The sequence below is a fragment of the Pseudomonas congelans genome, from assembly GCF_900103225.1.
GTDB lineage: Bacteria > Pseudomonadota > Gammaproteobacteria > Pseudomonadales > Pseudomonadaceae > Aquipseudomonas > Aquipseudomonas congelans.
The window spans coordinates 680,116-702,842 of sequence record NZ_FNJH01000002.1 but is presented as its reverse complement, the minus strand read 5'-3'; the positions used below and the strand labels follow the sequence as shown (position 1 = coordinate 702,842).

The following is a 22,727-nucleotide window of genomic DNA, read 5'->3' as shown; positions in this document are numbered from 1 at the left end:
CTCAGTTTTGCGCCCGGTTGGGCGACTCGGATTGTTTGGCGTTGAGTGCCACGTTTTCTTGGGTGTCACGCGATTTCTTCAGCTCGGCGATCCACTTCGGATCGAACTCGCCAAGGTCGTTGTGTGCCGGCAGATAGCGCTCCGGGAATTCCCAGATCACCACTTGCGGCGGGGTGTTCTTGAAGGCATCGGTCTGCAGGTACTTGAGCATCGGCAGGATCGGGCCATGGCCGTCTTCGGCGTAGTTGACGACGTCGCTGCGCAGCGCTTCTTTCAAGGCTCCGACGAAGTTCCAGTTAGGGTTGGCGCTGTAGCTGGTACCCACCAGACCCACCGGGATGTCGCTGTCTGCGAACAGCGCGTCACCGCCTGCCGCTTCGCCTGCTACCGGATCGGTGCTGCGTTTCTGCAATTCGTCCGGCTTGGGCAGCATGTTGCTGAACAGCGGATCGAGCGGCAGGAATGTAGTCAGGTCACCTTTGTAGGCTTCGGTTCCCTTGGCTTGTGTGACGAACTGCTCAGGTTCGCCTTCCAGTGGCGTTTTCTGGGCAATCGCGGCGCTCAGTTGCTGCGCGGCGACTTCGGCACCCATTGGCGTCCAGTGGGTGTCGGTGCGCAGGAAAACCTGGCCCTGTTGCTTGGCAGCTTGCAGTGGCGCCAGCAGGTCAGGGGCAAAGATCCCGGCCTTGGCCACCTGAGCATGGAACTGCTGATACAGATCGGCGTGCAGGCTGGCAGGCTTGGTGTTACCGATGTGTTCCGGGTACAGGCGCGTCTTCGCCGGAACAATCGCCAGGACCAGCTTGGTGCCCTGTTTTTCCAGTGCGTCACGCACACCCTGAATGATCGCCAGGTTGTCGGCTTCGTTCTGCTCGCCGTTGGCAACCGCATCAAACTCTTCGTCGGTGTACAACCACTGGTCCTTGCCGAGCACGACGCCCGGACGACCTTCGTTGAACAGTTTGAAATCCAGCGCCGCCCAGAGGTTGGTGCCCAGGCGCTTGATCGGGAACTCATCGTCGTAATGAGTTTCCGCCGCCTTGGTCCATTTGCCGTTTAGCACGGTGGTCTCGGCAGAAGTCGAGAAAGTGCTGAAGCTGCGCAGCGACCAGACGCCCAGGACCAGCAGAATGGCCAGGAAGAGGGCGATGTAGAGGATTCGTAATGAACGTGTCATGTCAGGCTCCTCAGAACTGGAAGTAAAGGAACGGCGAGAAGCTTTGCGCCGAAAGTTTGAGAATCGAAGCCACGAACAGCAGCAGGATCAGTGCGCGCATGGCGTAACGTGGCCAGTCGGCAACCCAGTAGGCAGGTTGCACCTGGGCTTCGCTGCCCACGGTGTAGCCAGGCATGTGCAGGCTGCCAGGCGCGTCGCCAGGAACCGCTTTGATGGTGCCCGGTTGTGCGGTCGCAGGACCGTCGGCCTTGGCGCTCTTGCCGGTGTCTTTTTCGCGGTTCTGGTAGAAGTCGCGCAGGCCGAAGAACGCCAGCGTGAGATAAGCCACTACCAGTGTCGCGACTTGCAGACCGGTCAGGCTGGCACGGTTGAGTTCCGACAGCTGCCACTCGCCGAAGCTGAACATTGCGCTGTACATACGACCGGCGACGTGCAGGTTTTCAGCGCGGAAGATGACCCATCCTATGACTACCAGAAGGAAGGTAAGTGCCCAGCGGATCGGGTTGAAACTGTAGGGTTTGGTGTTGATGCCGACCGCTTTTTCGATCGCCAGCCACATGCCGTGCCAGGCGCCCCAGATGATGTAGGTGACGTTGGCACCGTGCCACAGACCACCCAGCAGCATGGTCAGGAACAGGTTGCGGTAGGTCGCGAATTTGCCGCCACGGTTACCGCCCAGCGTGATGTACAGATAGTCACGCAGCCAGGTGGACAGGCTGATGTGCCAGCGACGCCAGAACTCGGTGATCGACTGGCTGATATAAGGCTGTTTGAAGTTTTCCATGAAGCGGAAACCCATCATCAGACCCAGACCGATGGCCATGTCGCTGTAACCGGAGAAGTCGAAGTACAGCTGTGCGGTGTAAGCCAGCGCACCCAGCCAGGCATCGCCGGTGGTCGGATTCTGCAGGGCGAAGCAGTGGTCGGCGACCACGGCCAGGGTGTCGGCGATGAACACTTTCTTGATGAAGCCCTGCATGAAGCGCGTGGCACCTTCGGAGAACTTGTCCAGCGTGTGTGTACGGTTGTTGAACTGGTCGGCCAGATCGCGGAAACGCAGCACAGGGCCGGCGATCAGGTGCGGAAAGATCGCGACGAATGCAGCGAAGTCGATCAGGTTGCGCGTGGCCGGGGTGTCGCCGCGGTAAACGTCGATGATGTAGCTGATGGACTCGAAGACATAGAACGAGATACCGATCGGCAACAGCACGTGAGTCAGGATGAACGGTTCAAGACCCATTGAGGTCATGGCTGCGTTGATGCTGTCCACGCCGAAGTTGGCGTATTTGAAGTAGCCCAGAATACACAGGTCCACGATCACACCAAGCAGCAACCATTTCTGTGCCGGCTTGGTCCGCACACCTGCTGCGCCTACCTTGAGACCGATCCAGTAGTTCCAGACGGTCACGCCGATGAACAGCGCCAGAAAGTCCACTCGCCACCAGGCGTAGAAGATATAGCTGGCAATCAGCAGCAGCAGATTGCGATAGCGTTGCCCGCTCAGGTAGTACAAGCCGAGAAAGACCGGCATGAACAGGAACAGGAACACGTTGGATGAGAAAACCATCCTTATCTCTCCGTTTGTCCAACATTCAAGGGCTCAAAGCCCCCCCAAACCCCCCCGTCAAAAAGGAGGGGTAAATCACTTCACTGCGCGCTTGCGAAGCTGTTCAGGCGAGCCCTGCTTTCAGGGATGCATCGCCTGGCCAGCTTCGACAAAAATCAACTGCGCATCACTCGCTGACGTTGTCGCCCTTGTCGCCTTTCTCGTGCGACGGGTCGTAGACCTTGGTCAGGTCACCGCCCAGGCGGAACGTCTTGAATGGCTGCTTTTCGTGTTTCTCTTCCAGCACATCCGGGCTGCAGTTGTAGAGCGAGCAGTACGGTTCGAGCCAGGCGAATTTCGGATCTTTCTTCAGGTCCGTCATGTCCTGTTTCTCGCCGTTGTGTTCAGCGAATATCGAAGGGTCTTTGACGCCGGCCAGAACCCGGTCACCCAGACGCTTCAAGGCGCCATTGTTTTCCGGACGCAGGTCCACGCCATTGGCCTGGGCGAAGCTGGCAATCATCGCGAGCGGTGGCAATGCGTAGTTGTGATACGACAGTGCACGCTGACGGCGCTTCATCTCGTTGGGCAGGAAACCGTCCTTGTCAACTTGATTGGCAGCGACCTTGTATTCCTTCACGGCCCAGTCGAACAGGTCCTGACGATTGGTGGCGACAGCGGTTGCCATCACTGACCAGGCGGCCCAGTACGAGTGGTTGTTGATTTTTTCCAGCGGCAGATTGCTCCAGTCACTGACCACCTGATCGGCCAGCTTGCTGAACCAGGTTTCGATGATCTTTGCGTCCTGCTGACGATTGGCCAGCGGGTGCGACTCGGAGAACTTCAGGCGCAGGTAGGCGGAGGACATGCTGCCCAGTGCCCATTTGCGCATGGATTTACCGGTGTGGTTGAACTCGCGTGACTCCAGCGCATCGGCCTTGGCCCAAGTGGTCATCATGTTCAGCGCGCAATCAAGTTGTTCCGGACGACCGTCGCGCATGTACTGCATCACGACTTTGCTGACGCCACGCTCAAGGGTGGTGATGTCCTTGGTCGCATCGCGGAACGCTTCTTCGGATACTGCATTGAGCGTTGCGCGTGCCTTGTCCGAACCCTCGTACTTGCTGCGAAAGACCAGCTTGTCGGTGTAGGGCTTCGGAATGGCTTCACAGCTGAAGTTGTGATCGCCAGTCTTCATTTTTTCGATCGGGGCGTCATAGCCCTTGGGTGGAACCAGTGCGGCGGACGCGCCCGTGGCCCAGCCCATCGATGACAGGATTGCCATCGACAGCAGGGTAGGGCGTATCAGTTTAGGAGTCTGCATAAGTCACCTCATAGTCCGGCTTGAGCGGTGTGTGTCGCAGCGCTCGGGAACACGTTGCGTTTGCATACTTTGGCTTCGACTTTTTGTGGTGCCGTGCCTGCTTCCGGTCCCTGGATTTCCAGCGCCAGCAGTTGCTGGTTGGCCCAATCCTCGTCCTCGCGCAATTCAAAGGCGAAGCGTCCATCGGTGTCTGACGTTTCCGGTTTCTCGATTTTCAGATCCTCATGGCGACCGTTCATGTACCAGAGTCTGGCCTGAAGGACTTTCACCGAGGTGTCGTCAAACTTGATGTCGATCTGATTGCTGCCGTTGCGAATATCCTTGATGCCATTCTTGCCATTGACCAACACTTCGTTGGTGCCCGGCTTGAGTGTGGTGCTGGCGCTCATGACGGCAGGCTTGCCTTCACAGCCGTTGTCCAGCAGCGACATCATCTGGCGATAGATGGTCTCCTGATCCAAGCGATACAGCGGCGAGAATTCCCAGATGAGAATTTTCGGCGGACGCTTCTGGAAGTCTTCACTGCCCAGGTACTGCAGCATCGAACCTTCCAGACCGCCACCAGGGAACGCCACGTTCAACACGTCAGCGCCCATGTACTCCTGCAGGAAGCCCGCGAAGTTGTAGTTCTTGCCGCTGTGGCTGGTACCGACCAGGGTGATTTCCGGGTTACCGGAATCGCCGAACAGGTCGCCGTCGCCTGCCTCACCCTTGGGCTCGGTGGTGAACTGGTCCATGTACTGGATCGCGTAGCTGGTGCCGCACAATTGACCCGCCATATTGTGCAAAGTGCCCGTCTTGCCCATGCGTCCGGAAATATGGCTTTCGAACTCACGCTTTGGAATGTCGCTGTAACCCGGAACTTTCTTCACGGTTTCAGCAACGATCTTCGCCGTACGCTGCGCGCCATAAGGCGTCCAGTGCTGGTCACCGCGGAAGTAGAAGTCATGCGCCTGTTGCTCGTTGGTCAACGGCGACAGGTCAGGGACCCAGTAGCCCATCTTGCTGAAGCGGCCGAGCATGGCCTGATAGTTTTTCAGCGCCTTGTCGTAGTCGAACTTGTCGCGTTCGGCCGGGAACAGCTTGTTGCGATCCACCAGGCCACGGGTTGGCTGATAAACCACGACCAGTTCGACGCCTTTGCTCTTGAACGCATCGTGCAGTTCTTTCATGCGGCGGTAGCCGGCAGGTGTGGTGTCGAACTCGGTGCGCAGGTCTTCCTGTGTCCGGAACAGCCAGTCGCCCTGAGCCTGGACCAGCGTGGTGAAGTTCTGCTGATAGCGTGTGGTGTAGTTTTTCGCATCATGTGCGGCCGGGCACAGCGAGCAGCAAGGCTCGGCCTTGAACGTCGGCGCTTGCGCGTCGTCTGCCCGAGCGACACCGGCGGCGGCCATCAAGGCGGCGGTGAGGCTGGACAGGCTCAACAGCTTGATCAGATGTGCGTGCATAACAATACCCTTCCTCATTCCCGCAGCTCGGTCTGGCTTTCGACGGGGTCGATCAATACGGCTTTTTTCTGGCGTACCAGCAGGTCGAGGATTTCGTCCTGGCGCTCACCGAGGACGCCGTTGAGGCTGATGCCGACTTCTTTGGTAGGCATCAGCATCGAGACGCGATACAGCTCGACACTCAGTGGCGAATCGATGGACAGCGGGCCGGAGCCATTGCTGGACAGTTCGCCGCCGACCATGATCAGCGATACCTGAGCGTCGAACGGGTCGAGCTCGATGTCGCGGTCGGTGTCGCTCAAGTCCTTGATGTGGCCGTAAACGCCCATCAGGCCGTTGCCCATGGCGACGTTCTCGTACAGCTTGATGTTCACACTGTTACGCACGCGGATACCGTGGCGGCGGTTGGCGATCACGCGATTGCCCCACAGCAGGTTGTTGCCGCTTTCGTACAGGGTGATGCCGTCGGTGTGGTTCTGGTAGATCTCGTTGTAGGCGACGATGTTGCCGACGCTGTTACGGTCCAGAACCACGCCGGACAATTTGTTGTTATGGCTCTTGTTGCGGAAGATGAAGCTGTTGTCCACTTCCCGGGAAATGATGATCCCGTGCTTCTTCTTGGTCCCGTAAACGTCGTTTTCGGCGATGATCAGACCGTGCGAACGGTCGTGCGGGTCAATGCCGTAAATGATGTTGTCGCGGTAAGTGTTGCCCTTGACCACGAAGTCGCGGGTTTCATAGCAGTAGAAGCCGTACCACATGTCCGAGAACTCTGAATCGATGATCCAGCCCGTCGGTTCGGGACGCTTGAGCACCTTCGCGGTGTTGGGCGTGTACTGGGAAATACTGATGCCGTAGGACTTGCTCTGGTCATAGCCCAGGCTCGCCATCTTGGTGTTGGCGATCCAGGTTTCCGAGCCACCCCAGGTCAGCAGGAAAGGGCGAAACTCGTCAGGCTTGCGATAGGTCGCCAGGCTGTTGCGGGTTTCACTCCAGGCGTTGACCTGAGTGTGAGTGATCAGCATCTTGCCTTCACTGACGATGAACGAGCCTTTTTCCTGAGACAGACGCAATTCCTTGGTCTTGCTGTCGATCTCGAAGGTGCCGGTTTCCTTTACCAGAATCGGCAGGCGCGCCACGTAGACACCTGGCGAGACCTCGTTGAGGAACTGCTTGGGCACCTTTTTGGCCAGGTCCTGCAGGTTCACGTAGCCGTCGGAAATCATGATGGCCTGCGGGATACCGCGCTGGCGGTTGACCCACTCGGCCATCTTGTTGTCACCGCCGATGAATTCCTTCAGGCCGGTTTCTTCCATCATCCGCGAAACAGTGACCTTGCCCGGCTTGTTGCGCACGATCTTTTTCAAGGCGGCTTCTGCGGTGTAGCCCTTGAGGTCGGGCAACACCGGCTTGGCCATTTCCAGCGGCGCGGTCGGCGGGCTGGTGATGGTGTAGGTCTTGGCCTGGTGCAACTCCTTGACCACTGCCTTCTGTGCGTCGGGTACGACAGGCGCGTTGGCCAGCGCCACACCGCTGACCATCAGCAGGGCGCTGGTCAGCAATGCGCTTTCGAGCAGGGCGTGCGGCCAGTGCCGGCTACGCCCGTTGCTTGTATGACTGTTCATCTCTGGCACTCCTTTGGCGGTTCGCATCAGAAGCGCCAGATGACGTCGACAACAGCGCGGTGCATGTAGCTGTCCACGTTGTTCTGATACGCGTCGCCTGGCTTGAAGACACCTGCGCGCAGACGCACCAGTGCCGAAGGTTCATCGAACGACTGGCTCAGCGAGGCTGGCAGCAGCCCTTGCTTGAAGTACTTGGTCACGACCAGGTCCATTTCCTGACCCAGGTCCTTGCTTCCGTCTTCCAGTGGCAGCGAGCTGAACGTACCGTCCTGGTTGTCGTTCACCGCGTTGATGCCCGAGCCGCCGATACCGGTGTTGCCGTCCACGCGACGGAACTTGTGGTAGATCAGCGACGCGTCGTATTCCTCGTTCATCTGCCAGGAGGCGAACAGCGAACCGGTTTCCACGTTGGCCATTTCGCCCTGGAAGGCTTCACCGAAGCGATGGATGCGTGAGCGTGTGCCGGTCCAGTTGGAGCGGTTACTTTCCAGACCGTTCTGGACATAGTCCTTGCTGGCGCGCGAGTAGGCGGCGCCGACTTGCCATTGCGGATCCAGACGCAGGCGAAGACCCAGGTCGGTGGCCCAGCCATTCATGTCACGGCTATTCTTTTCGCCGGCGATGAACTGGTCGTTGGGAGCGGAGGTCACGCCGATTTCGTCGCGTGTTCCGTTGAGCCAGGTCAGGCTGCCCCAGTAGTTGAGCTGATTGGTGTTGCTGCGATAGTTGTAGGCATCGCTGTCAGCCTGCAGGCCGACCCAGGTCAGATCGCCATTGGAGGTCTTGTCCAGATCATCCAGCACCTGGCCCTGGGACTTGAGCTTGCCGTCGTCAGCGCTGTGGTGAGCGCGAATGCCGGCCCAGTTGCCCGGTGTCCACTGATAACTGACCGAGCCGAACAGGTGCTTGCGATCTTCGTCGTCAGGTGCCAGCTCGGTCAGGTCAGTGCGGTATTCGCTGAAACGCTGGGCAGCACCCAGTTCAGCGCGCAACAGTGTGGTATCGAACGACCAGTTGATGGCCTCGATGTTGGTGTCGTGCCATTGACCGTCGTCGTTGCGCAGACGCTGACGACCGACTTTCAGGATCTCGCCAGGGTAGGGCGTGAAACCGCTGTAGCCGATCCAGAACTCACGCAGTGCCGCGTAGGTCTTGTCGGTTTCGCGCTCGCTCGCAGTGCCGCGCGACGTCTGCGTGCCGCTGCCGTCGCTGTTGCTCTGCTCCAGCGGGTCGGTCTGGATGATGTCGGTGGCAGTGACCACTTGGCCCATCGCGTAACCGCTCCAGTCGCCGCGCTCGCCATAGACCCAGGGACGCAGGTCCAGGCCCACACCGTTGACGTCGCCGCCCGAACGGGTGCCCAGATCGCGATCATCCTCGGCCTGCGCCGTGGCTTTGATTTCGATACCGAAATTTTGCGGTTGTTCGGTCAGCGCTGCCAGCGTCGGGCAGGCCCACAACAGGGTGAAGCCAAGGCCCATGCCGGCGGCCATCAGGGGATTCAACTTCATAATGCTTCCTCACCGTCTTTTTCTTCTTGCAGGGCTTGCAATGCCATCGCGTTCTGATTGGCGGTAGCGCCCCGGACTTTTTGCTCGCGTGCCAACAGGTCTTTGGCGGTGGCGAGCTTTTCAGGCGGCAGTTGTGTGTTGAGGGCCTCGGCAAGCTCGGTCGCTTGCGGGGTCTGACTGGCCAGTGCCAGTTGTGCGAACACCCAGGCGTTGACCGGGTCGGGCATGGTGCCCTTGCCCTGCGAGAACAGTTGCGCGAGGGCGAAGTCGGCGCTGTTCTGGCCACCACGGGCGGCGGTCAGCAGCTCGTCCACGGCTTTTTGCGAGTAGACCTGGCCCAGGTAGCCACGACGGTAGATCTGCCCCAGGTAGTAATGGGCAGAGATTTCCGTGGCGGTGGCTTTCTTCAGGTGCTCCTCGGCCTTGAAGGCATCGGGCGTGACCCATTTGCCTTCGTAGTACAGGCGCCCAAGCAGCAGCTCGGCGCGAGGCTGGTCTGCCGCGCGGCCATTGTTCAGGTATTCCATCATCTTGTTGACGTCGCCCAGTTCGGGGAAGTCGTAAAGCAGTTTGGCCAGCGTGACCCACGAGACCGGGTAGCCCGGCGCGACACTTTCCAGCAGTTGCTGAGCGGTCTTTTCGTCCGGTGTACCGATGGTGGAGTCACCCAGTACGCGCGCTACGCTGTCCACTCGTTGTGCATTGACGCGGCCAGCGGCGTATTCGCTCTTGAGCTTTTCGATCAAAGCCGTGCGTTGCTCTGCCTGGCCGCGTGTCTGGTAGACAGTGGCCAGTTCGACGTAGCAGATATCGGTAGCCGACAGTGCCTGTTTGCAGATGCTCTCGACCTCGTCGAGGTGTTGAGCATAAGTGCCTTGAGTGCGATACAGCAGCACTTGAGCCAGACCTGCTTCCGGATAACCGGCGGCGCGCCACTCACTGATCTTCTGCTGCGCATTCACTTCAGGGAAGGTGTGCGGGTATTGCAGATAAAGCATCGCCAGCGGGATCAGCGTGCCGGACTCGCCATTGGCGAAGGCCTTTTTCAGCAGGCCCTCGGCTTCGCGATGTTCGGCTTCGGTAGCGTCGGGCTTGGCAGCCAGCAGACGACCCAGGCGCGACTGCGCCCGGGGGGAGGTCTGTGCGGCAGCGCGGTAGGTCGCCTCGGCCTGCTTGAGCTGAGCCGGGTCGCGAGTCGCGACCTGAATATCAGCCAGGCCGACTTGCGCGTCGCTATAGCCCAGGTCCGCCAGCTGCCGATAGTTCTGCTCCGCCAATGCAGTGTCGCCGTTTTTCAGGGCTTCATTGGCAAGACGTTGATCAGGCAGGCCGGCACAGCCGCTGAGGCCGAGCGCGACGGCGAGGCTCAATAGCGTGGGGGTCGACAGGCGTCGTAGTGGGCTGTTCATGGTTACAGACCCGCAGCCATTGCTTTATCGATCAGCCAGTTCACGGACGGGCCGCGATCGCTGACTACTTCGACAGGGCGACCGGCAAGCGAGCTGCTCAGGCTTTCGTCTGGCTTGATCTGCACGCGGATGTCGGTGGACAGGTCGGCGTCGCTCAGGTTGGTGCTGCTGATGATCTGGCCGGTGCGCAGTTTGTCTTCGCCAGCGATCTGGAAGCTGACACGTGTGCCTGGCTTCACGTCGTTGAACTGGCGATAGGTGAAGCGTGCTTCAACAGTGGCCGGCGCGTTGCGTGGTACCAGTTGGAAGATTACCTGACCCTTGGACGCGAACTGACCGTCGGCAACCAGTTGGCGAGCCACGACGCAATCGCACGGGCTGGTCATGGTGCCGCTCATCTGCTTGCCATACAGCTCTTCGATCTTGGCTGGCTGCAGGTCTTCACCGGTCAGGCTGCCTTTGAGCATTTCCAGCATGCTGGTGTTGAAGGACGCCAGTGGTGCGCCTTTGGCGGCTTCGCCATTCGGGGCGACCAAGCTTTGCACGGTGCCTTCACGCGGCATGGTCACGTCCATGCTTGGAATGGTGACCAGGCCGGCCGATGCATGGCTGACGAAGTACAGGCCGTAGATGGTCTTGAAGATGAAGCCGAAAGCGGCCAGACCGACAATGAAAACACCCAGGCTGAACGTCACGGCGCGCAGGCGACCGAAGGCGCTCATGCCGCTGTCTTTGCCCTTGACCTTGCGTGCCTTGGTGAAGTTGTCGCGCTGCAGCGTGGCCAGCACTTCGCCCAGGGTGACGACTTCGCCGGACAGGTGCGAGGTGATCAGGTGGCGCAGGGTAGCGATGTCCTGAGGTTCCAGGTTCTGGAACTGGCAACCGATGCGGTTGCTGGTGTTGTCTATCGAGCGCACTTGCAGATCGACGTCCATGGCCAGGCCAAGGTTGTCGATGATGAATTGCAGGCGCCCTTTGACGATCTGACCTTCGCTGAATTTCTGCCCGGACGGAGCAACGAAGCTCAGGCCACCGGCGGACAGGTCTTCGACACGCACCAGCGGCGCGTTGGGCTGATCATTCAGCAGGCGCAGCTTGGCAGGGATCTTGATCCGCGCGTGTTGGCGCTGGGCTTCGGATTCATGTACGACGTTCGCATTCACGGCTGTATTCATGGCTATTTTTCCTACTTAAGCGATTAATCCGTTGGCCCGGTCAAACCATCGTCAACAGCACAGCGACGAAGATGGTGCCAGCCGAGAAAGTCATGGTTCGGGACGACCACGTGTTGAACCAGCCCTGAAAGCTGGCCATGTCGCGGCTTAGTTTGGTGTCCTGGCGTGTCCAGGACTGGCGGTCCAGGCGGAAGAAGACATAGATCTTCATCAGCGCGCCGACGATCTGGTTGTAATAGAGAATGATCGGGTAGGCAGGCCCGATCCTGTGTCCCGACAGGGACAGCAGCAGAGTGAGGATCAGGCGGGTCATGCCGATCCACAGCAGATACATCAGCAGGAACGCACCGCCATACTTGAAGCTGGCGATCAGGGCAACGGTCAGGCCGAGGATGGACGTCCACATCGACACGCGCTGGTCGAACAGTACGATGCTGGTGAAGATCCCCAGGCGACGTACGCCCAGACCCAGTGCACGCGAGTTCTGACGCAGGTTGTTGCCGTACCAGCGATACATCAGCTTGCGGCTGGCTTTCAGGAAGCTCTTCTCGGGCGGGTGTTCCACGGTGTTGATTGCCGCATCCGGCACGTAGAACGTGTCGTAACCCAGGCGCATCAGGCTGAACCAGCTGGACTTGTCGTCGCCGGTCAGGAAGCGGAAGGTGCCCAGACGCCAGTGATTGAGCGAGTCGCTTTCCACGTCGGCAATGAACTCGGGGTCGGTTACCACGGTTGCGCGGAACACCGACATGCGACCGGTCATGGTCAACACGCGTTTGGACAGGGCCATCGAGCACATGTTGATGTGGCGCTGAGCGAAACGCAGCTTGTGCCACTCGCTCATGATGTAGCCGCCACGTACTTCACAGAACTCGTTGGTGGTCAGGCCGCCGACGTTGTCGAACAGCTGGAACCACGGCACGGTCTTGGCGACCACACCTTCGTTGAGCACGGTGTCGCCGTCGATCACCGCAACCACGGCACGGCTGTCGGGCAAGTGCCGCGAGATGGCACGGAAGCCATAGGCCAGACCGTCGCGCTTGCCGGTGCCCGGAATGCGTACGAAGTCCAGCTTGACGCGCTCAGGCGGGTTGAACTTCGCCCACATGCTCTTGACCAGCAGCTCATCGGACATTTCCACCAGCGAGCAGACGATAGTCGTCGGCAGGCCGCAGTCGATGGCTTCGCGGATAACCGAGTTGTACACCTGAGCGGTGGTCAGCGCGTCGATACGGAAGCTGGTGACCATCAGAAACACGTGGGATGGGTCTGCTGCGCTGCCCAGCTTGCGAACCTTGCGGCGCAAGTGCGGGTAAACGATGTACAGGAAGATCATCCCGCGCACGAAGTGCGTGATCCCCATCGAGTAGCGCCAGATACCAACGGCGCCAATCAGGAATATAAAGTTCTTCGACTGCGAGTCGAAGATACTGGTAGGCAATGCCGCGGCAAGGCCCATGAGTAAACTTAAATAGAACAGCCAACCGGCGGCCTGTAAAAGGCCGTGCTTGAGCCTCTGCATAATCGTATCCCTAAGTCAGTTGCGAGCCTCAAGCCCCAGGCTGCAAGCACATTGCTTGAGCCTGTGGCCTGGAGCCTGGCGCTTGTGGCTTGCGGCTGATTTACCAGCAGATACCTTCGGCACGACCGTCTTCGCTTGTGGCGTTGGCCATGAAGCCCACCAGATCGATGACGCGCTTGCCTTCAGGGGTCTTGTTGGCGAGGGCGCGGAAACGCTCGTCGCGGTTGCCGAGGATGATGACGTCGGAGTCATTGATGACTTGGTCGAAGTCCGAGTTCAGCAGCGAGGAAACGTGCGGAATCTTGGATTCGATGTAGTCCTTGTTGGCACCGTGAACGCGTGCATATTCAACGTTGCTGTCGAAGATACTCAGGTCGAAACCCTTGCCGATCAGCATTTCAGCCAGCTCTACCAGCGGGCTTTCACGCAGATCGTCAGTGCCGGCCTTGAAGCTCAGACCCAGCAGTGCAACCTTGCGGGTGTCGTAGCTGGCGACCATGTCGAAAGCGTTCTGCACTTGCGAGGTGTTGCTGCGCATCAGCGAGTTGAGCAGGGGGGCTTCAACGTCCAGGCTGCTGGCACGGTAGGTCAGGGCGCGAACGTCTTTCGGCAGGCAGGAACCGCCGAATGCGAAGCCAGGGCGCATGTAGTACTGGGACAGGTTCAGCGCCTTGTCCTGGCAGACCACGTCCATCACTTCACGGCCATCGACGCCGACGGCCTTGGCAATGTTGCCGATTTCGTTGGCGAAAGTAACCTTGGTGGCGTGCCACACGTTGCAGGTGTACTTGATCATTTCGGCAACGGCGATGTCCTTGCGGATGATCGGTGCATCGAGTTCTTCGTACAGCGATTGCAGAACGTCGCCCGACGCTTTGTCGAACTCGCCGATCACGGTCATTGGCGGCAGGTCGTAATCCTTGATCGCGGTGCTTTCACGCAGGAACTCAGGGTTCACGGCCACGCCGAAGTCAACGCCGGCTTTCTTGCCGGAGCAGTCTTCCAGGATCGGGATGACGACGTTGGCAACAGTGCCTGGCAATACAGTACTGCGAACCACGATAGTGTGACGGGTGTCTTTGTCACGCAGGACATAACCGATTTCGCGGCACACCGATTCAATGTAATCGAGTTCCAGATCGCCGTTCTTCTTGCTCGGCGTACCGACGCAGATCATCGACAGATCGGTGGCGCGAATGGCTTCGGCGAAGTCTGTAGTGCCGCGCAGTTTTCCGGTACTGATACCTTTCTGCAGCAACTCTTCCAGACCCGGTTCAACGATAGGTGATTTGCCGCTATTGATCAGGTCGATCTTGGTGCTGGAAATATCCACACCAACTACTTCGTGACCGCGGGCAGACAGGCAACCGGCACAGACTGCACCGACATAACCCAAACCAAATATGCTGATACGCATCGTATTCTCCTCGATTTTTCACGCCATAAATTGGCTGGATATTAATTTTGGCCAGCAGATGTCACGCGCCATCCCTCACGGCTAACAACGCCGTGGAACTAACGCAGGCATATTTAATGAGTGAGTGCCCAAAACAAGTGAGGCGAACTCAAATGACACTAAGTGCAAGCGGCAAGTAACCTGTCCGTTCGGTCAGGGCCCTGCTCTCCTTGGATGCAGTAAACCACTCCTTGTTTGACGATTGACGGCGGACCTCGGTAAGAATGCCTATGGCGCTAGCCATGGCCGTCCTGTTCGAATCCTGCGCATCACACCGGGTCGGCGCTTCGCCTGTCTACAACATCAACTAGTGATGTGAGTTTAATTCTGGTACCTGACGCCAGGGCCACGTGGGCCCGGCTTCCCTGTCGGTAACTTCCCGTTCTTCAAGGCGACCTGTAAGTGATCTCTTACACGTCAGCCCAGAATTGTTACGGGATGTAGGAGCGTACGAATTCGCATTTAGTTCCTGGCCACTCGTCCTGATTTGCAGATTTTGATGTATCCGTTTTGTCACGGGGGAGGTATCGAGATGATGGCTTTTTTCTTAAAAGCCTCGAATTACGAGGGGTGTAGAGGCGTGGGGGTAAGAGTGCCACTACTGCAAAATACTGAAACGCCACTACTTAAAAAAGTGGATTTTTTTTTAAGAAAAAATCGCACTCGAATTAGCAGTCGAAAACTTGACGTTTGTCTGGCGTCATGAAGTTGGCATTCGGTGTTGGATCGTAGGACAGGTCGTGTAACAGCGCGCGGTTACACGACGGTTACAGTATCTAGTCTTCTGCGATATTGCGCAAAAATACCAACTTGTCGAGGGTTGACTGTTCGCGGTTGTAACGGTAGCCCTGTACATCGAACGCCTGCAATGCCTCAGGGCGGTTGATGCGCTCTTCTATAACGAAGCGGCTCATCATGCCGCGGGCTTTTTTCGCATAGAAGCTGATGATCTTGTACTGCCCGTTCTTGAAGTCCTTGAACTCGGTATCGATGATCCGAGCCTTGAGCGACGAACGCTTGACGGCTGAGAAGTATTCGGTCGAGGCAAGGTTGAGCAGCAGGTCGTCGCCCTGATCGGCCAGCGCTTCATTCAGCCACTCGCTGATCCGCGTGCCCCAGAAAGCGTAAAGGTCCTTGCCACGAGCGTTGGCCAGTCGTGTACCCATTTCCAGCCGATAAGGCTGCATCAGGTCCAGTGGACGCAGCAGGCCGTAAAGGCCTGACAGCATGCGCAAGTGTCCCTGCGCGTAGTCGAGCTGCGCTTCGCTCAGTGTTTCCGCTTCCAGGCCAGTGTAGACATCACCCTTGAAGGCCAGCAGTGCCTGCTTGGCGTTGTCGAGGGTGAAGTCCGGGCTCCAGCTGCCAAAACGTGCCGCGTTCAGTCCGGCCAGCTTGTCGGACAGGTGCATCAGTTCGCTGATCTGCGCCGGCGTCAGTTCACGAAGCTGGTCGATCAACTCCCGGGAATGATCCAGAAACTGCGGCTGAGTGAAGCGGCCGGTAGTGGGCGGTGTCTCGAAATCGAGGGTTTTTGCCGGGGAAATCACCATCAGCATGAAGTCGTCTCCTTTTATCGTCCGTGGATTCTAGGGGCTGATAGCCTGCGACTCCAGCTATGGTGGCGATAGAGGTCGCTCCGATGGTAATGGCGGCAGGGCGTGCGGCTTTGTATGCGCGCCGACATAAGAAGCCAGGCGCATATCAGCTATAGTGGCGCGCTGGTCATGACGTTAATGGTTGATCGAGAGGACATCGGGTTTGCGTATCGTTTTAGCAGTGTGTGCAGGTCTGTTCTGGCTTCAGGCGCAGGCGGCTGCGCCGGTCATTGCCACCATTGACCGCAGTGTCTGGCCGGAGCGGCTCGAGACGCCGGAGTTGTTCGACGTCGCGTCGCGTGCGGAGATCCTTGCCTTTGCCCACGAACTGTACCTGAGCGAAAAGCTGGACGAGGAGGGCCTCAAGCAGCGCCTCGGCCTGCGTTTCGTCAACGTGCCGTCGTTGAACGTGGTTCGTCATCGGTTGTGGCTGCGCTTGCTGGAGAACTACCAGAACGCGCAAAAGAGCTGCGAGCAGGACGCCAATTTCTGTGTGCTGGTCGAGGACATGGACCAGTTGCGACAGCGCGCCGAGGAATATCAGGTATCGAACGATTCGTTCTACGCCAACTGGGCCAGACCCGGCGCCGCATTCCACCAGCGTTATCTGAACGAGCTGTTGTTCATGGCCGCCTTGTTTCCGCAGACCAGCAGCGAGATCGAGCGTTACAACTCCGATGAGATGAGCGGCGACGAGATGCCGGATCGCACCTTCATGCTCAACTTCGAAAGTGGCCCGAGCCCGGCCGACGGTGGCACCGACTGGCTGGCCGACTTCATGCGCCAGCAGAAGATGACCGCCACCTTCTTCGTGCTGGGCAAAAGCCTTCAGGAGCGCCTCGACAGCACATCGGTCGCAGGCCTGCAGGCGTTGTATCGCCAGCAATGTGTGGGCATTCAGGGCTGGGAGTACCGCTCGCACAGCCAGTGGCTGGACTGGCAGGACTCGGTGCGACGTAGCGCGGCACTGGTTCAGCAGGTGTTGCCGGACAACTTCGTGCCGCTGTTTCGCCCTCCTTATGGCCATCGACGTGCCGACAGCGGCGACTTCTTCCGCGCCGAGCATCTGCGCGTGTCATTGTGGAATATCGACGCCGAAGACGACACCGGACGGCTTTCTGCGGAGCAGGTGGGCGATCGTGTACTGACCCTCATGCTGCTCTGGCGCAAAGGGACGGTGGTATTCCACGACGTGGCCAACAAGGCGCAGTCAGCGCTGCCATTGCTGCTGGCCAATACCGCGCAAAGCGAGTTGATCTGGGAAGATTGCCGGAATATCTCTGAAGCGCCCGTGGAACAAGGGCCGCAGAGCAGTGAAGAGGCTGCGCCGGAAGGGGAGTGAAGGCAGATTCGGCGTGGGCGGACTTCCGACTTTAAACGCGCCGGGTACGTCCGCCAAGCCCTATTCGTCAGGCTGTGAAATAAACTTCAAAAAACTGTCAAAGAGCTTTTTTCTGTCATCCCTTTTGCTGTATTACGAATACAGACCGCCGAAACCTGCAACACAGGTGGCGTCTTCCAAGACCCACCTTGAGCGACATTTCTGCCCTGCCTGAAGGGGAGAATCCGGCGGCCTTTTCGTGGCGCAGTACTGTCGTGGTTCTGCGTCGCCCGGCTTCTATAAAGGTGAGCGAGTATGGATGACCACGGACGCACCCCTTCCACCAACCAGCCAATCCTTTACGTGCTCGATACCAACGTATTGATTCATGATCCAAACGCACTGCTGAACTTCGAAGAACACCACGTCGCCATCCCCATGACGGTTCTGGAGGAACTGGACAAGCTCAAGGCCGGTAAACATTCGGTTGCTGCCGAGTGCCGCCAGGCCATCCGCCTGATCGACAAGACTCTGGGTGAAGCTTCGCCTGAGGAAGTCGAGAAGGGCGTGCCCATCGACCGTGGAACAGGCGTGTTCAAGGGCTACCTGTCGATTTTGATGAGCAAGCGCGAGGAACCCAACAGCCTGCTGCCCGAGCACCTGAACGACAACATCATCATCAACCAATTGATCGACCTGCATGCGCGCAACAAGGACTTGAGCGTCGTGCTGGTGACCAAAGACATCAACATGCGCCTCAAGGCGCGCGCCTGCGGCATTGCTGCCGAGGATTACAGCACCGACCAGCTGGTCGACGACGTTTCGCTGTTGTCGCGTGGCTACCACGACATGACCGGTTCGTTCTGGGACCGCGTCAGCAAGGTCGATACCCGTCAGGAGCGCGGCCGTACCTGGCACCGCGTGCAGCTTACCGAAATGCTGCCGGCGGTTCATATCAACGAGTTCATTGTCGATGAGCAGGGATTTGTAGGCTGGATCAAGGGCGTCAAGAACGACGAACTGTTGATTCTGGATATGCACCAGGAGCCTTTGCTGCATCAGGAGGCCTGGGGACTCAAGCCGCGCGATATCTATCAGGGGCTGGCGCTGTTCGCGTTGCTCGATCCGGATATTCATCTGGTCAACCTGTCAGGCGCTGCAGGCTCGGGTAAAACCATTCTGGCCCTGGCTGCTGCCATCGAGCAGACCATGGTCACCAAGCGCTATCGGCGCATCATTGCCACCCGTAGCGTTCAGGGGCTGGATCAGGAAATCGGGTTCCTGCCCGGCACCGAAGCGGAAAAGATGGAGCCTTGGCTCGGTGCGATCACCGACAACCTCGAAGCGTTGCACATGGATGACGAAAACACCCATGGCAGTGTCGACTACATCCTCAGCAAGGTGCCGTTGCAGTTCAAATCCCTCAACTACATTCGAGGTCGCAGCTTCCAGCAAAGCCTGATCCTGATCGATGAATGCCAGAACCTGACTCCGCACCAGATGAAAACCATCATCACCCGTGCCGGTGCCGGTTCCAAAGTGGTCTGCCTGGGCAACCTGGCGCAGATCGACACCCCTTACCTGTCGGCCACCAGTTCCGGGCTGACCTACCTGACGGAGCGCTTCAAGGACTTCCCGAACGGCGTGCACATCACCCTGCAAGGCGTGCCACGCTCGATACTGGCCGAATACGCGGAGAGTCATTTGTAAATAAGAGGCAAGCGGGGAGCCCATGCGTAAATGGGTTCCTTGCCTGCAGCTTGTAGCGTGTAACTGCCACTCCCTCTACACTTCTTGCTTCTGCCAAGGAGTAACGTTGTGCTCACTCATCTCGATTCCCAAGGTCGCGCCAATATGGTTGATGTCACGGATAAAGCCGTGACGTCCCGTGAGGCGGTGGCCGAAGCGTTCGTGCGCATGTTGCCGACGACGCTGCAAATGATTGTCAGCGGTGGTCATCCCAAGGGTGACGTGTTTGCCGTTGCACGTATCGCCGGTATTCAGGCGGCGAAGAAAACCAGCGATCTGATCCCGCTTTGCCATCCGTTGATGCTCACCAGCATCAAGGTCCACCTCGCTGCCGAGGGTGATGATGCCGTGCGCATTACCGCGAGCTGCAAGCTGGCCGGTCAGACCGGTGTGGAAATGGAAGCCCTGACGGCTGCCAGCGTTGCCGCGCTGACGATTTACGACATGTGCAAGGCGGTAGACCGTGGCATGGTCATCGAGTCGGTTCGTCTGCTGGAAAAGCTGGGCGGCAAGAGCGGTCACTTTATTGCCGATCAGGCACAGGTCTCCTCATGAAGGTTCAGGTTCAGTATTTTGCCCGTTACCGTGAAGTTCTGGGCCTGGATAACGAGTCTGTCGAAGGCGAGTTCGCCACGCTGGACGCGTTGCGCCAGATGCTGCTGCAGCGCGGTGACGCCTGGCAGGTGCTTGGCGAGCAGAACCTCATGTGCGCTCGCAACCAGGAACTGTGCAAACCGAACGAGCCGTTGGCCGATGGCGATGAAGTCGCGTTCTTTCCGCCCGTGACCGGAGGTTGATGATGAGCGTTCGCGTCCAGGCAGCAGCTTTCGATCCCGGTACTGAAGTCAACGCGCTGCATGCTGCCAACCTGGGCATCGGCGCGGTAGTCAGTTTTGTCGGCTATGTTCGGGATTTCAATGAAGGTCGAGAAGTGTCCGGCATGTTTCTGGAGCATTATCCGGGGATGACCGAGAAGGCACTGGCGAAAATCGTTGCCGAAGCCGAGCAGCGCTGGCCGTTGCTGCGTGTGGATGTGCTGCATCGGGTCGGTGCGCTGGAGCCCGGCGAGCCGATCGTGTTCGTGGGGGTTGCCAGCTCGCACCGTCAGGCGGCGTTCGAAGCCTGTGATTTCGTCATGGATTACCTCAAGACCCGTGCGCCGTTCTGGAAGCGTGAAAACACGTCGGAAGGTAAGCGCTGGGTCGAAGGCCGTCACAGCGATCACCAGGCGGCTGATCGCTGGAAGTAAACATCAGGCGTTACTGCGCACCACTGCCCTGAGCAGATGAGTCGGTGGTGTCTCGCAACTGATCTTGCGGCCCAGTTTTTCCTCGATGGCAGGTAACTGGTAAGAGTCATCCTCACCGGCAAAACTGATCGACACGCCATCGGCGCCAGCGCGACCGGTACGGCCGATGCGGTGCACGTAATCGTCCGGTACTTCGGGCAGGGTGAAGTTGATCACGTGGCTGATGCCGTCGATGTGAATGCCGCGACCGGCTACGTCGGTGGCGACCAGCACGCGGATCTTGCCTTCGCGGAAGCCTTCGAGGGTCTTGATGCGCTTGTGCTGAGGCACATCGCCTGACAGCTGCGCCGCGTTCACGCCATCGCGCACCAGGCGCTCTTCGATACGTCGGACTTCGTCCTTGCGGTTGGCGAAGACCATGACCCGTTCCCAACCGTTGTCGGTTACCAGGTTATAGAGCAGCTTGTACTTGTCGGCACCGGCGACGGCATAGATATGCTGTTCGACGTTGTCGCTGGCAACGTTCAACGATTCGATCTCGACGATGGAAGGGTCCGTCGTCCACTGCTTGGCGAGGTTCATCACGTCTTCGGTGAAGGTCGCAGAGAACAGCAGGGTCTGGCGTTCACCCTTGTGCGGCGTCTGACGGATGATCTGACGTACCTGCGGGATGAAGCCCATGTCCAGCATGCGGTCGGCTTCGTCGAGGACCATCACTTCGACCATGTCCAGATGCACTTCGCCGCGCTGGTTGAAGTCCAGCAGGCGGCCTGGCGTGGCGACCAGGATGTCGCAGTGCCGCGCTTCGAGTTGTTTGAGCTGCTTGTCGAAGTCCATGCCACCGACGAACGTCATGACGTTCAGGTTGGTGTACTTGGTCAGGTCGGCGGCGTCCTTGGCGATCTGCACCACCAGTTCGCGTGTCGGTGCGATGATCAGCGCGCGCGGCTCGCCCATGTAGCGTTCTGCAGGCGGAGGCGTCTGGGTCAACTGCTCGATGATCGAGATCAGAAACGCAGCGGTCTTGCCGGTGCCGGTCTGGGCACGTCCGATCGCATCCTTGCCCTTGAGGGTGAAGCCCAGTACGCCCGCCTGGATTGGTGTGCAGTACGGGAAACCAAGGTCCTGAATGGCGTGCATCAGCTCAGGTGCGAGGTTGAAGTCGTGGAAGCGGGTCTTGCCTTCCTGGGGTTCGACGACGAAATCTTCGAGTTTCCAGGTCGGCGCAGGCGGTTTTGTCACACGCTCGCGACGCGGGCGTTCTGCCCTTGGCTTGTCGGTGCGCGGCGCTCTGGCTTTGGAGGGCTCGCTGGTCGTGTCCAGAGCCTGAGTCTGGACAGCATGATCCGGTGTGTCGCCTGTGGCAGCGGGAGAGGCGGGAATAGAGGTTATCGGAGTAGGCGCAGGCTGCTCAGCCTCGCTCTTACCGAACATCTTTTTAAGTGCTTTGAGCACGGTCATCTCATCAATTGGTTAAGGAATGTACGCCGAGCAGTGTAAAGCAAGAACCGTGCTCGGCGTAGTGCCATCCATGGCGGGCTACAAAAAGCGGTCCGCCGCAAGGGGTTCAGAGCGCTTCAGCGAAGCCTTTCAGCCAGCCAGACGCCAATATCACGAATTTCTTCCGGTAACACTTGATGCTCCATTGGGTATTCCTGCCATTCAACGGTTACACCCCGGGCGGTGAGATGGTCGTAGACGGCGCGCCCCATCGGATAGTGCACGACCGCGTCATGCTTGCCATGCAGGCAGTAGGCCGGGATGCGTTGCTGACTCGCCGACAGGGTCATCTCGCTGCTGAATGTGGGGGCATAAGTGGACAGCGCGAGTACGCCGCCCAACGGGCCCTGCCAGCGTCGGTAGCCGGCGTGCAAGACCACCGCGCCACCCTGGGAGAAGCCGGCCAGGAAAATTCGCGCCGGGTCGATGCCGCTGTCGCGCTGCTGCTCGATCAGGTCCAGCACCTTCTGCGCCGAGGCCTCCATCTGATCATGGTCAATGGCCCGGGCCTCTGAACTCATGGACTTGATGTCATACCAGCTGGGCATTGCATAACCGCCATTGACGGTCACCGCGCGTGTCGGTGCCTGAGGCAGTACGAAGCGAGTGGTACGCAACGACTCCTGCAGTGCTTCGGCGACCGGCAGAAAATCATAGCGGTCAGCGCCCAGTCCATGCAGCCAGATAACGCAGGCGTCGGCGGGGCTGGAAGGTTCGATGATCAGAGAATCGCTCATGTCTGCTCCATTTGTGTGCGCGGGCTCTTTTTGAGCGCATTAATAAAGTGCGCGGTTAGATTAAAAATGAAAGAAGATGTCGCAAGGTTACAAGTTTTTGTCTTGACCTGTCGCTAATTCGACTTAGCCAGCATGCTGGTACGGGCTTTGCTACAGCAGGACTGGAGTCGAGTTGCTCACATCGTTCGGTAACACTATAAGGCTATTACTTATAGCGATCGAAAAGCAGCTCGGGAGTCCATGCGTCAGGATTCGCGGCACGATTCAACCTGTACCGCTCAGGTCCGGGAAAATCATGGGGTTTCAGTCCACGGGGCCGATTCTGAGTGATGAAGACGAATGACGGGATGATCCTGCAGGCAATTCATGATTCAGGCCCAGCG

The 22,727-nt window shown here is 58.7% G+C and carries 18 protein-coding genes; 5 read left to right on the top strand and 13 right to left on the bottom strand.

Annotated elements, in window-relative coordinates; translation table 11 throughout:
* Position 1: 1 nt before the first annotated feature.
* The 11 genes from BLR20_RS10225 to yaaA all read right to left on the bottom strand — a co-directional run bounded on the left by BLR20_RS10225 (position 2) and on the right by yaaA (position 15,749).
* Entirely contained in the window at positions 2 to 1,177 is a 1,176-nt protein-coding gene (locus BLR20_RS10225; RefSeq protein WP_010435479.1) for an alginate O-acetyltransferase, read from the bottom strand.
* A 10-nt stretch (positions 1,178 to 1,187) separates the two neighbouring features.
* A complete protein-coding gene (locus BLR20_RS10220; RefSeq protein WP_010435476.1) occupies positions 1,188 to 2,744 on the bottom strand; it encodes an MBOAT family O-acyltransferase in 1,557 nt (518 codons plus the stop codon).
* Between the two features lie 166 nt (positions 2,745 to 2,910).
* Positions 2,911 to 4,047: a mannuronate-specific alginate lyase gene (locus tag BLR20_RS10215; RefSeq protein WP_074594628.1), complete on the bottom strand. Its 1,137-nt coding sequence runs from the start codon at positions 4,045 to 4,047 to the stop codon at positions 2,911 to 2,913.
* 8 nt (positions 4,048 to 4,055) lie between these two features.
* Complete coding sequence (locus BLR20_RS10210; protein ID WP_010435472.1) at positions 4,056 to 5,495, bottom strand: alginate O-acetyltransferase AlgX-related protein; 1,440 nt, start codon at positions 5,493 to 5,495, stop codon at positions 4,056 to 4,058.
* 14 nt (positions 5,496 to 5,509) lie between these two features.
* Positions 5,510 to 7,120, bottom strand: coding sequence for a mannuronan 5-epimerase AlgG (gene algG, locus BLR20_RS10205; RefSeq protein ID WP_010435469.1), 1,611 nt, complete (start codon positions 7,118 to 7,120; stop codon positions 5,510 to 5,512).
* Between the two features lie 26 nt (positions 7,121 to 7,146).
* Entirely contained in the window at positions 7,147 to 8,631 is a 1,485-nt protein-coding gene (locus BLR20_RS10200; RefSeq protein ID WP_010435466.1) for an alginate export family protein, read from the bottom strand.
* Entirely contained in the window at positions 8,628 to 10,040 is a 1,413-nt protein-coding gene (gene algK, locus BLR20_RS10195; protein WP_054993110.1) for an alginate biosynthesis TPR repeat lipoprotein AlgK, read from the bottom strand. Before algK ends, BLR20_RS10200 begins: the two co-directional genes overlap by 4 nt.
* Before the next feature lie 2 nt (positions 10,041 to 10,042).
* On the bottom strand, positions 10,043 to 11,215 hold the full coding sequence (locus BLR20_RS10190; RefSeq protein WP_054993109.1) for an alginate biosynthesis protein Alg44: 1,173 nt from the start codon (positions 11,213 to 11,215) through the stop codon (positions 10,043 to 10,045).
* A gap of 40 nt (positions 11,216 to 11,255) precedes the next feature.
* A complete protein-coding gene (gene alg8 / locus BLR20_RS10185; RefSeq protein ID WP_002552255.1) occupies positions 11,256 to 12,737 on the bottom strand; it encodes a mannuronan synthase in 1,482 nt (493 codons plus the stop codon).
* A gap of 100 nt (positions 12,738 to 12,837) precedes the next feature.
* The gene (locus BLR20_RS10180) at positions 12,838 to 14,154 is read right to left on the bottom strand and encodes a nucleotide sugar dehydrogenase (RefSeq protein WP_054993108.1); all 1,317 of its coding nucleotides are present in this window, start codon (positions 14,152 to 14,154) and stop codon (positions 12,838 to 12,840) included.
* 815 nt (positions 14,155 to 14,969) lie between these two features.
* Positions 14,970 to 15,749 (bottom strand): peroxide stress protein YaaA, encoded by a 780-nt coding sequence (yaaA, locus tag BLR20_RS10175; protein ID WP_010435453.1) that lies wholly within the window; start codon positions 15,747 to 15,749, stop codon positions 14,970 to 14,972.
* Positions 15,750 to 15,951: 202 nt separating this feature from the next.
* Here yaaA and BLR20_RS10170 point away from each other — a divergent pair, with 202 nt between their 5' ends.
* The 5 genes from BLR20_RS10170 to moaE all read left to right on the top strand — a co-directional run bounded on the left by BLR20_RS10170 (position 15,952) and on the right by moaE (position 20,107).
* Positions 15,952 to 17,130: a polysaccharide deacetylase family protein gene (locus tag BLR20_RS10170; protein ID WP_054993107.1), complete on the top strand. Its 1,179-nt coding sequence runs from the start codon at positions 15,952 to 15,954 to the stop codon at positions 17,128 to 17,130.
* A gap of 294 nt (positions 17,131 to 17,424) precedes the next feature.
* Positions 17,425 to 18,819: a PhoH family protein gene (locus BLR20_RS10165; protein ID WP_003341739.1), complete on the top strand. Its 1,395-nt coding sequence runs from the start codon at positions 17,425 to 17,427 to the stop codon at positions 18,817 to 18,819.
* 108 nt (positions 18,820 to 18,927) lie between these two features.
* Positions 18,928 to 19,413 (top strand): cyclic pyranopterin monophosphate synthase MoaC, encoded by a 486-nt coding sequence (gene moaC / locus BLR20_RS10160; RefSeq protein WP_003341741.1) that lies wholly within the window; start codon positions 18,928 to 18,930, stop codon positions 19,411 to 19,413.
* The gene (gene moaD / locus BLR20_RS10155) at positions 19,410 to 19,655 is read left to right on the top strand and encodes a molybdopterin converting factor subunit 1 (protein ID WP_010435444.1); all 246 of its coding nucleotides are present in this window, start codon (positions 19,410 to 19,412) and stop codon (positions 19,653 to 19,655) included. Before moaC ends, moaD begins: the two co-directional genes overlap by 4 nt.
* A 2-nt stretch (positions 19,656 to 19,657) precedes the next feature.
* Positions 19,658 to 20,107 carry a molybdopterin synthase catalytic subunit MoaE gene (gene moaE, locus BLR20_RS10150; protein WP_054993106.1) on the top strand — a complete coding sequence of 150 codons (450 nt, stop codon included), beginning with the start codon at positions 19,658 to 19,660 and terminating at the stop codon, positions 20,105 to 20,107.
* A gap of 3 nt (positions 20,108 to 20,110) precedes the next feature.
* Here the strand turns inward: moaE and rhlB are convergent, their stop codons facing one another.
* Both rhlB and BLR20_RS10140 read right to left on the bottom strand, forming a co-directional pair.
* Positions 20,111 to 21,568 (bottom strand): ATP-dependent RNA helicase RhlB, encoded by a 1,458-nt coding sequence (gene rhlB, locus BLR20_RS10145; protein WP_162235651.1) that lies wholly within the window; start codon positions 21,566 to 21,568, stop codon positions 20,111 to 20,113.
* Positions 21,569 to 21,684: 116 nt separating this feature from the next.
* On the bottom strand, positions 21,685 to 22,344 hold the full coding sequence (locus tag BLR20_RS10140) for an alpha/beta hydrolase (protein ID WP_010435439.1): 660 nt from the start codon (positions 22,342 to 22,344) through the stop codon (positions 21,685 to 21,687).
* Positions 22,345 to 22,727: the final 383 nt, after the last annotated feature.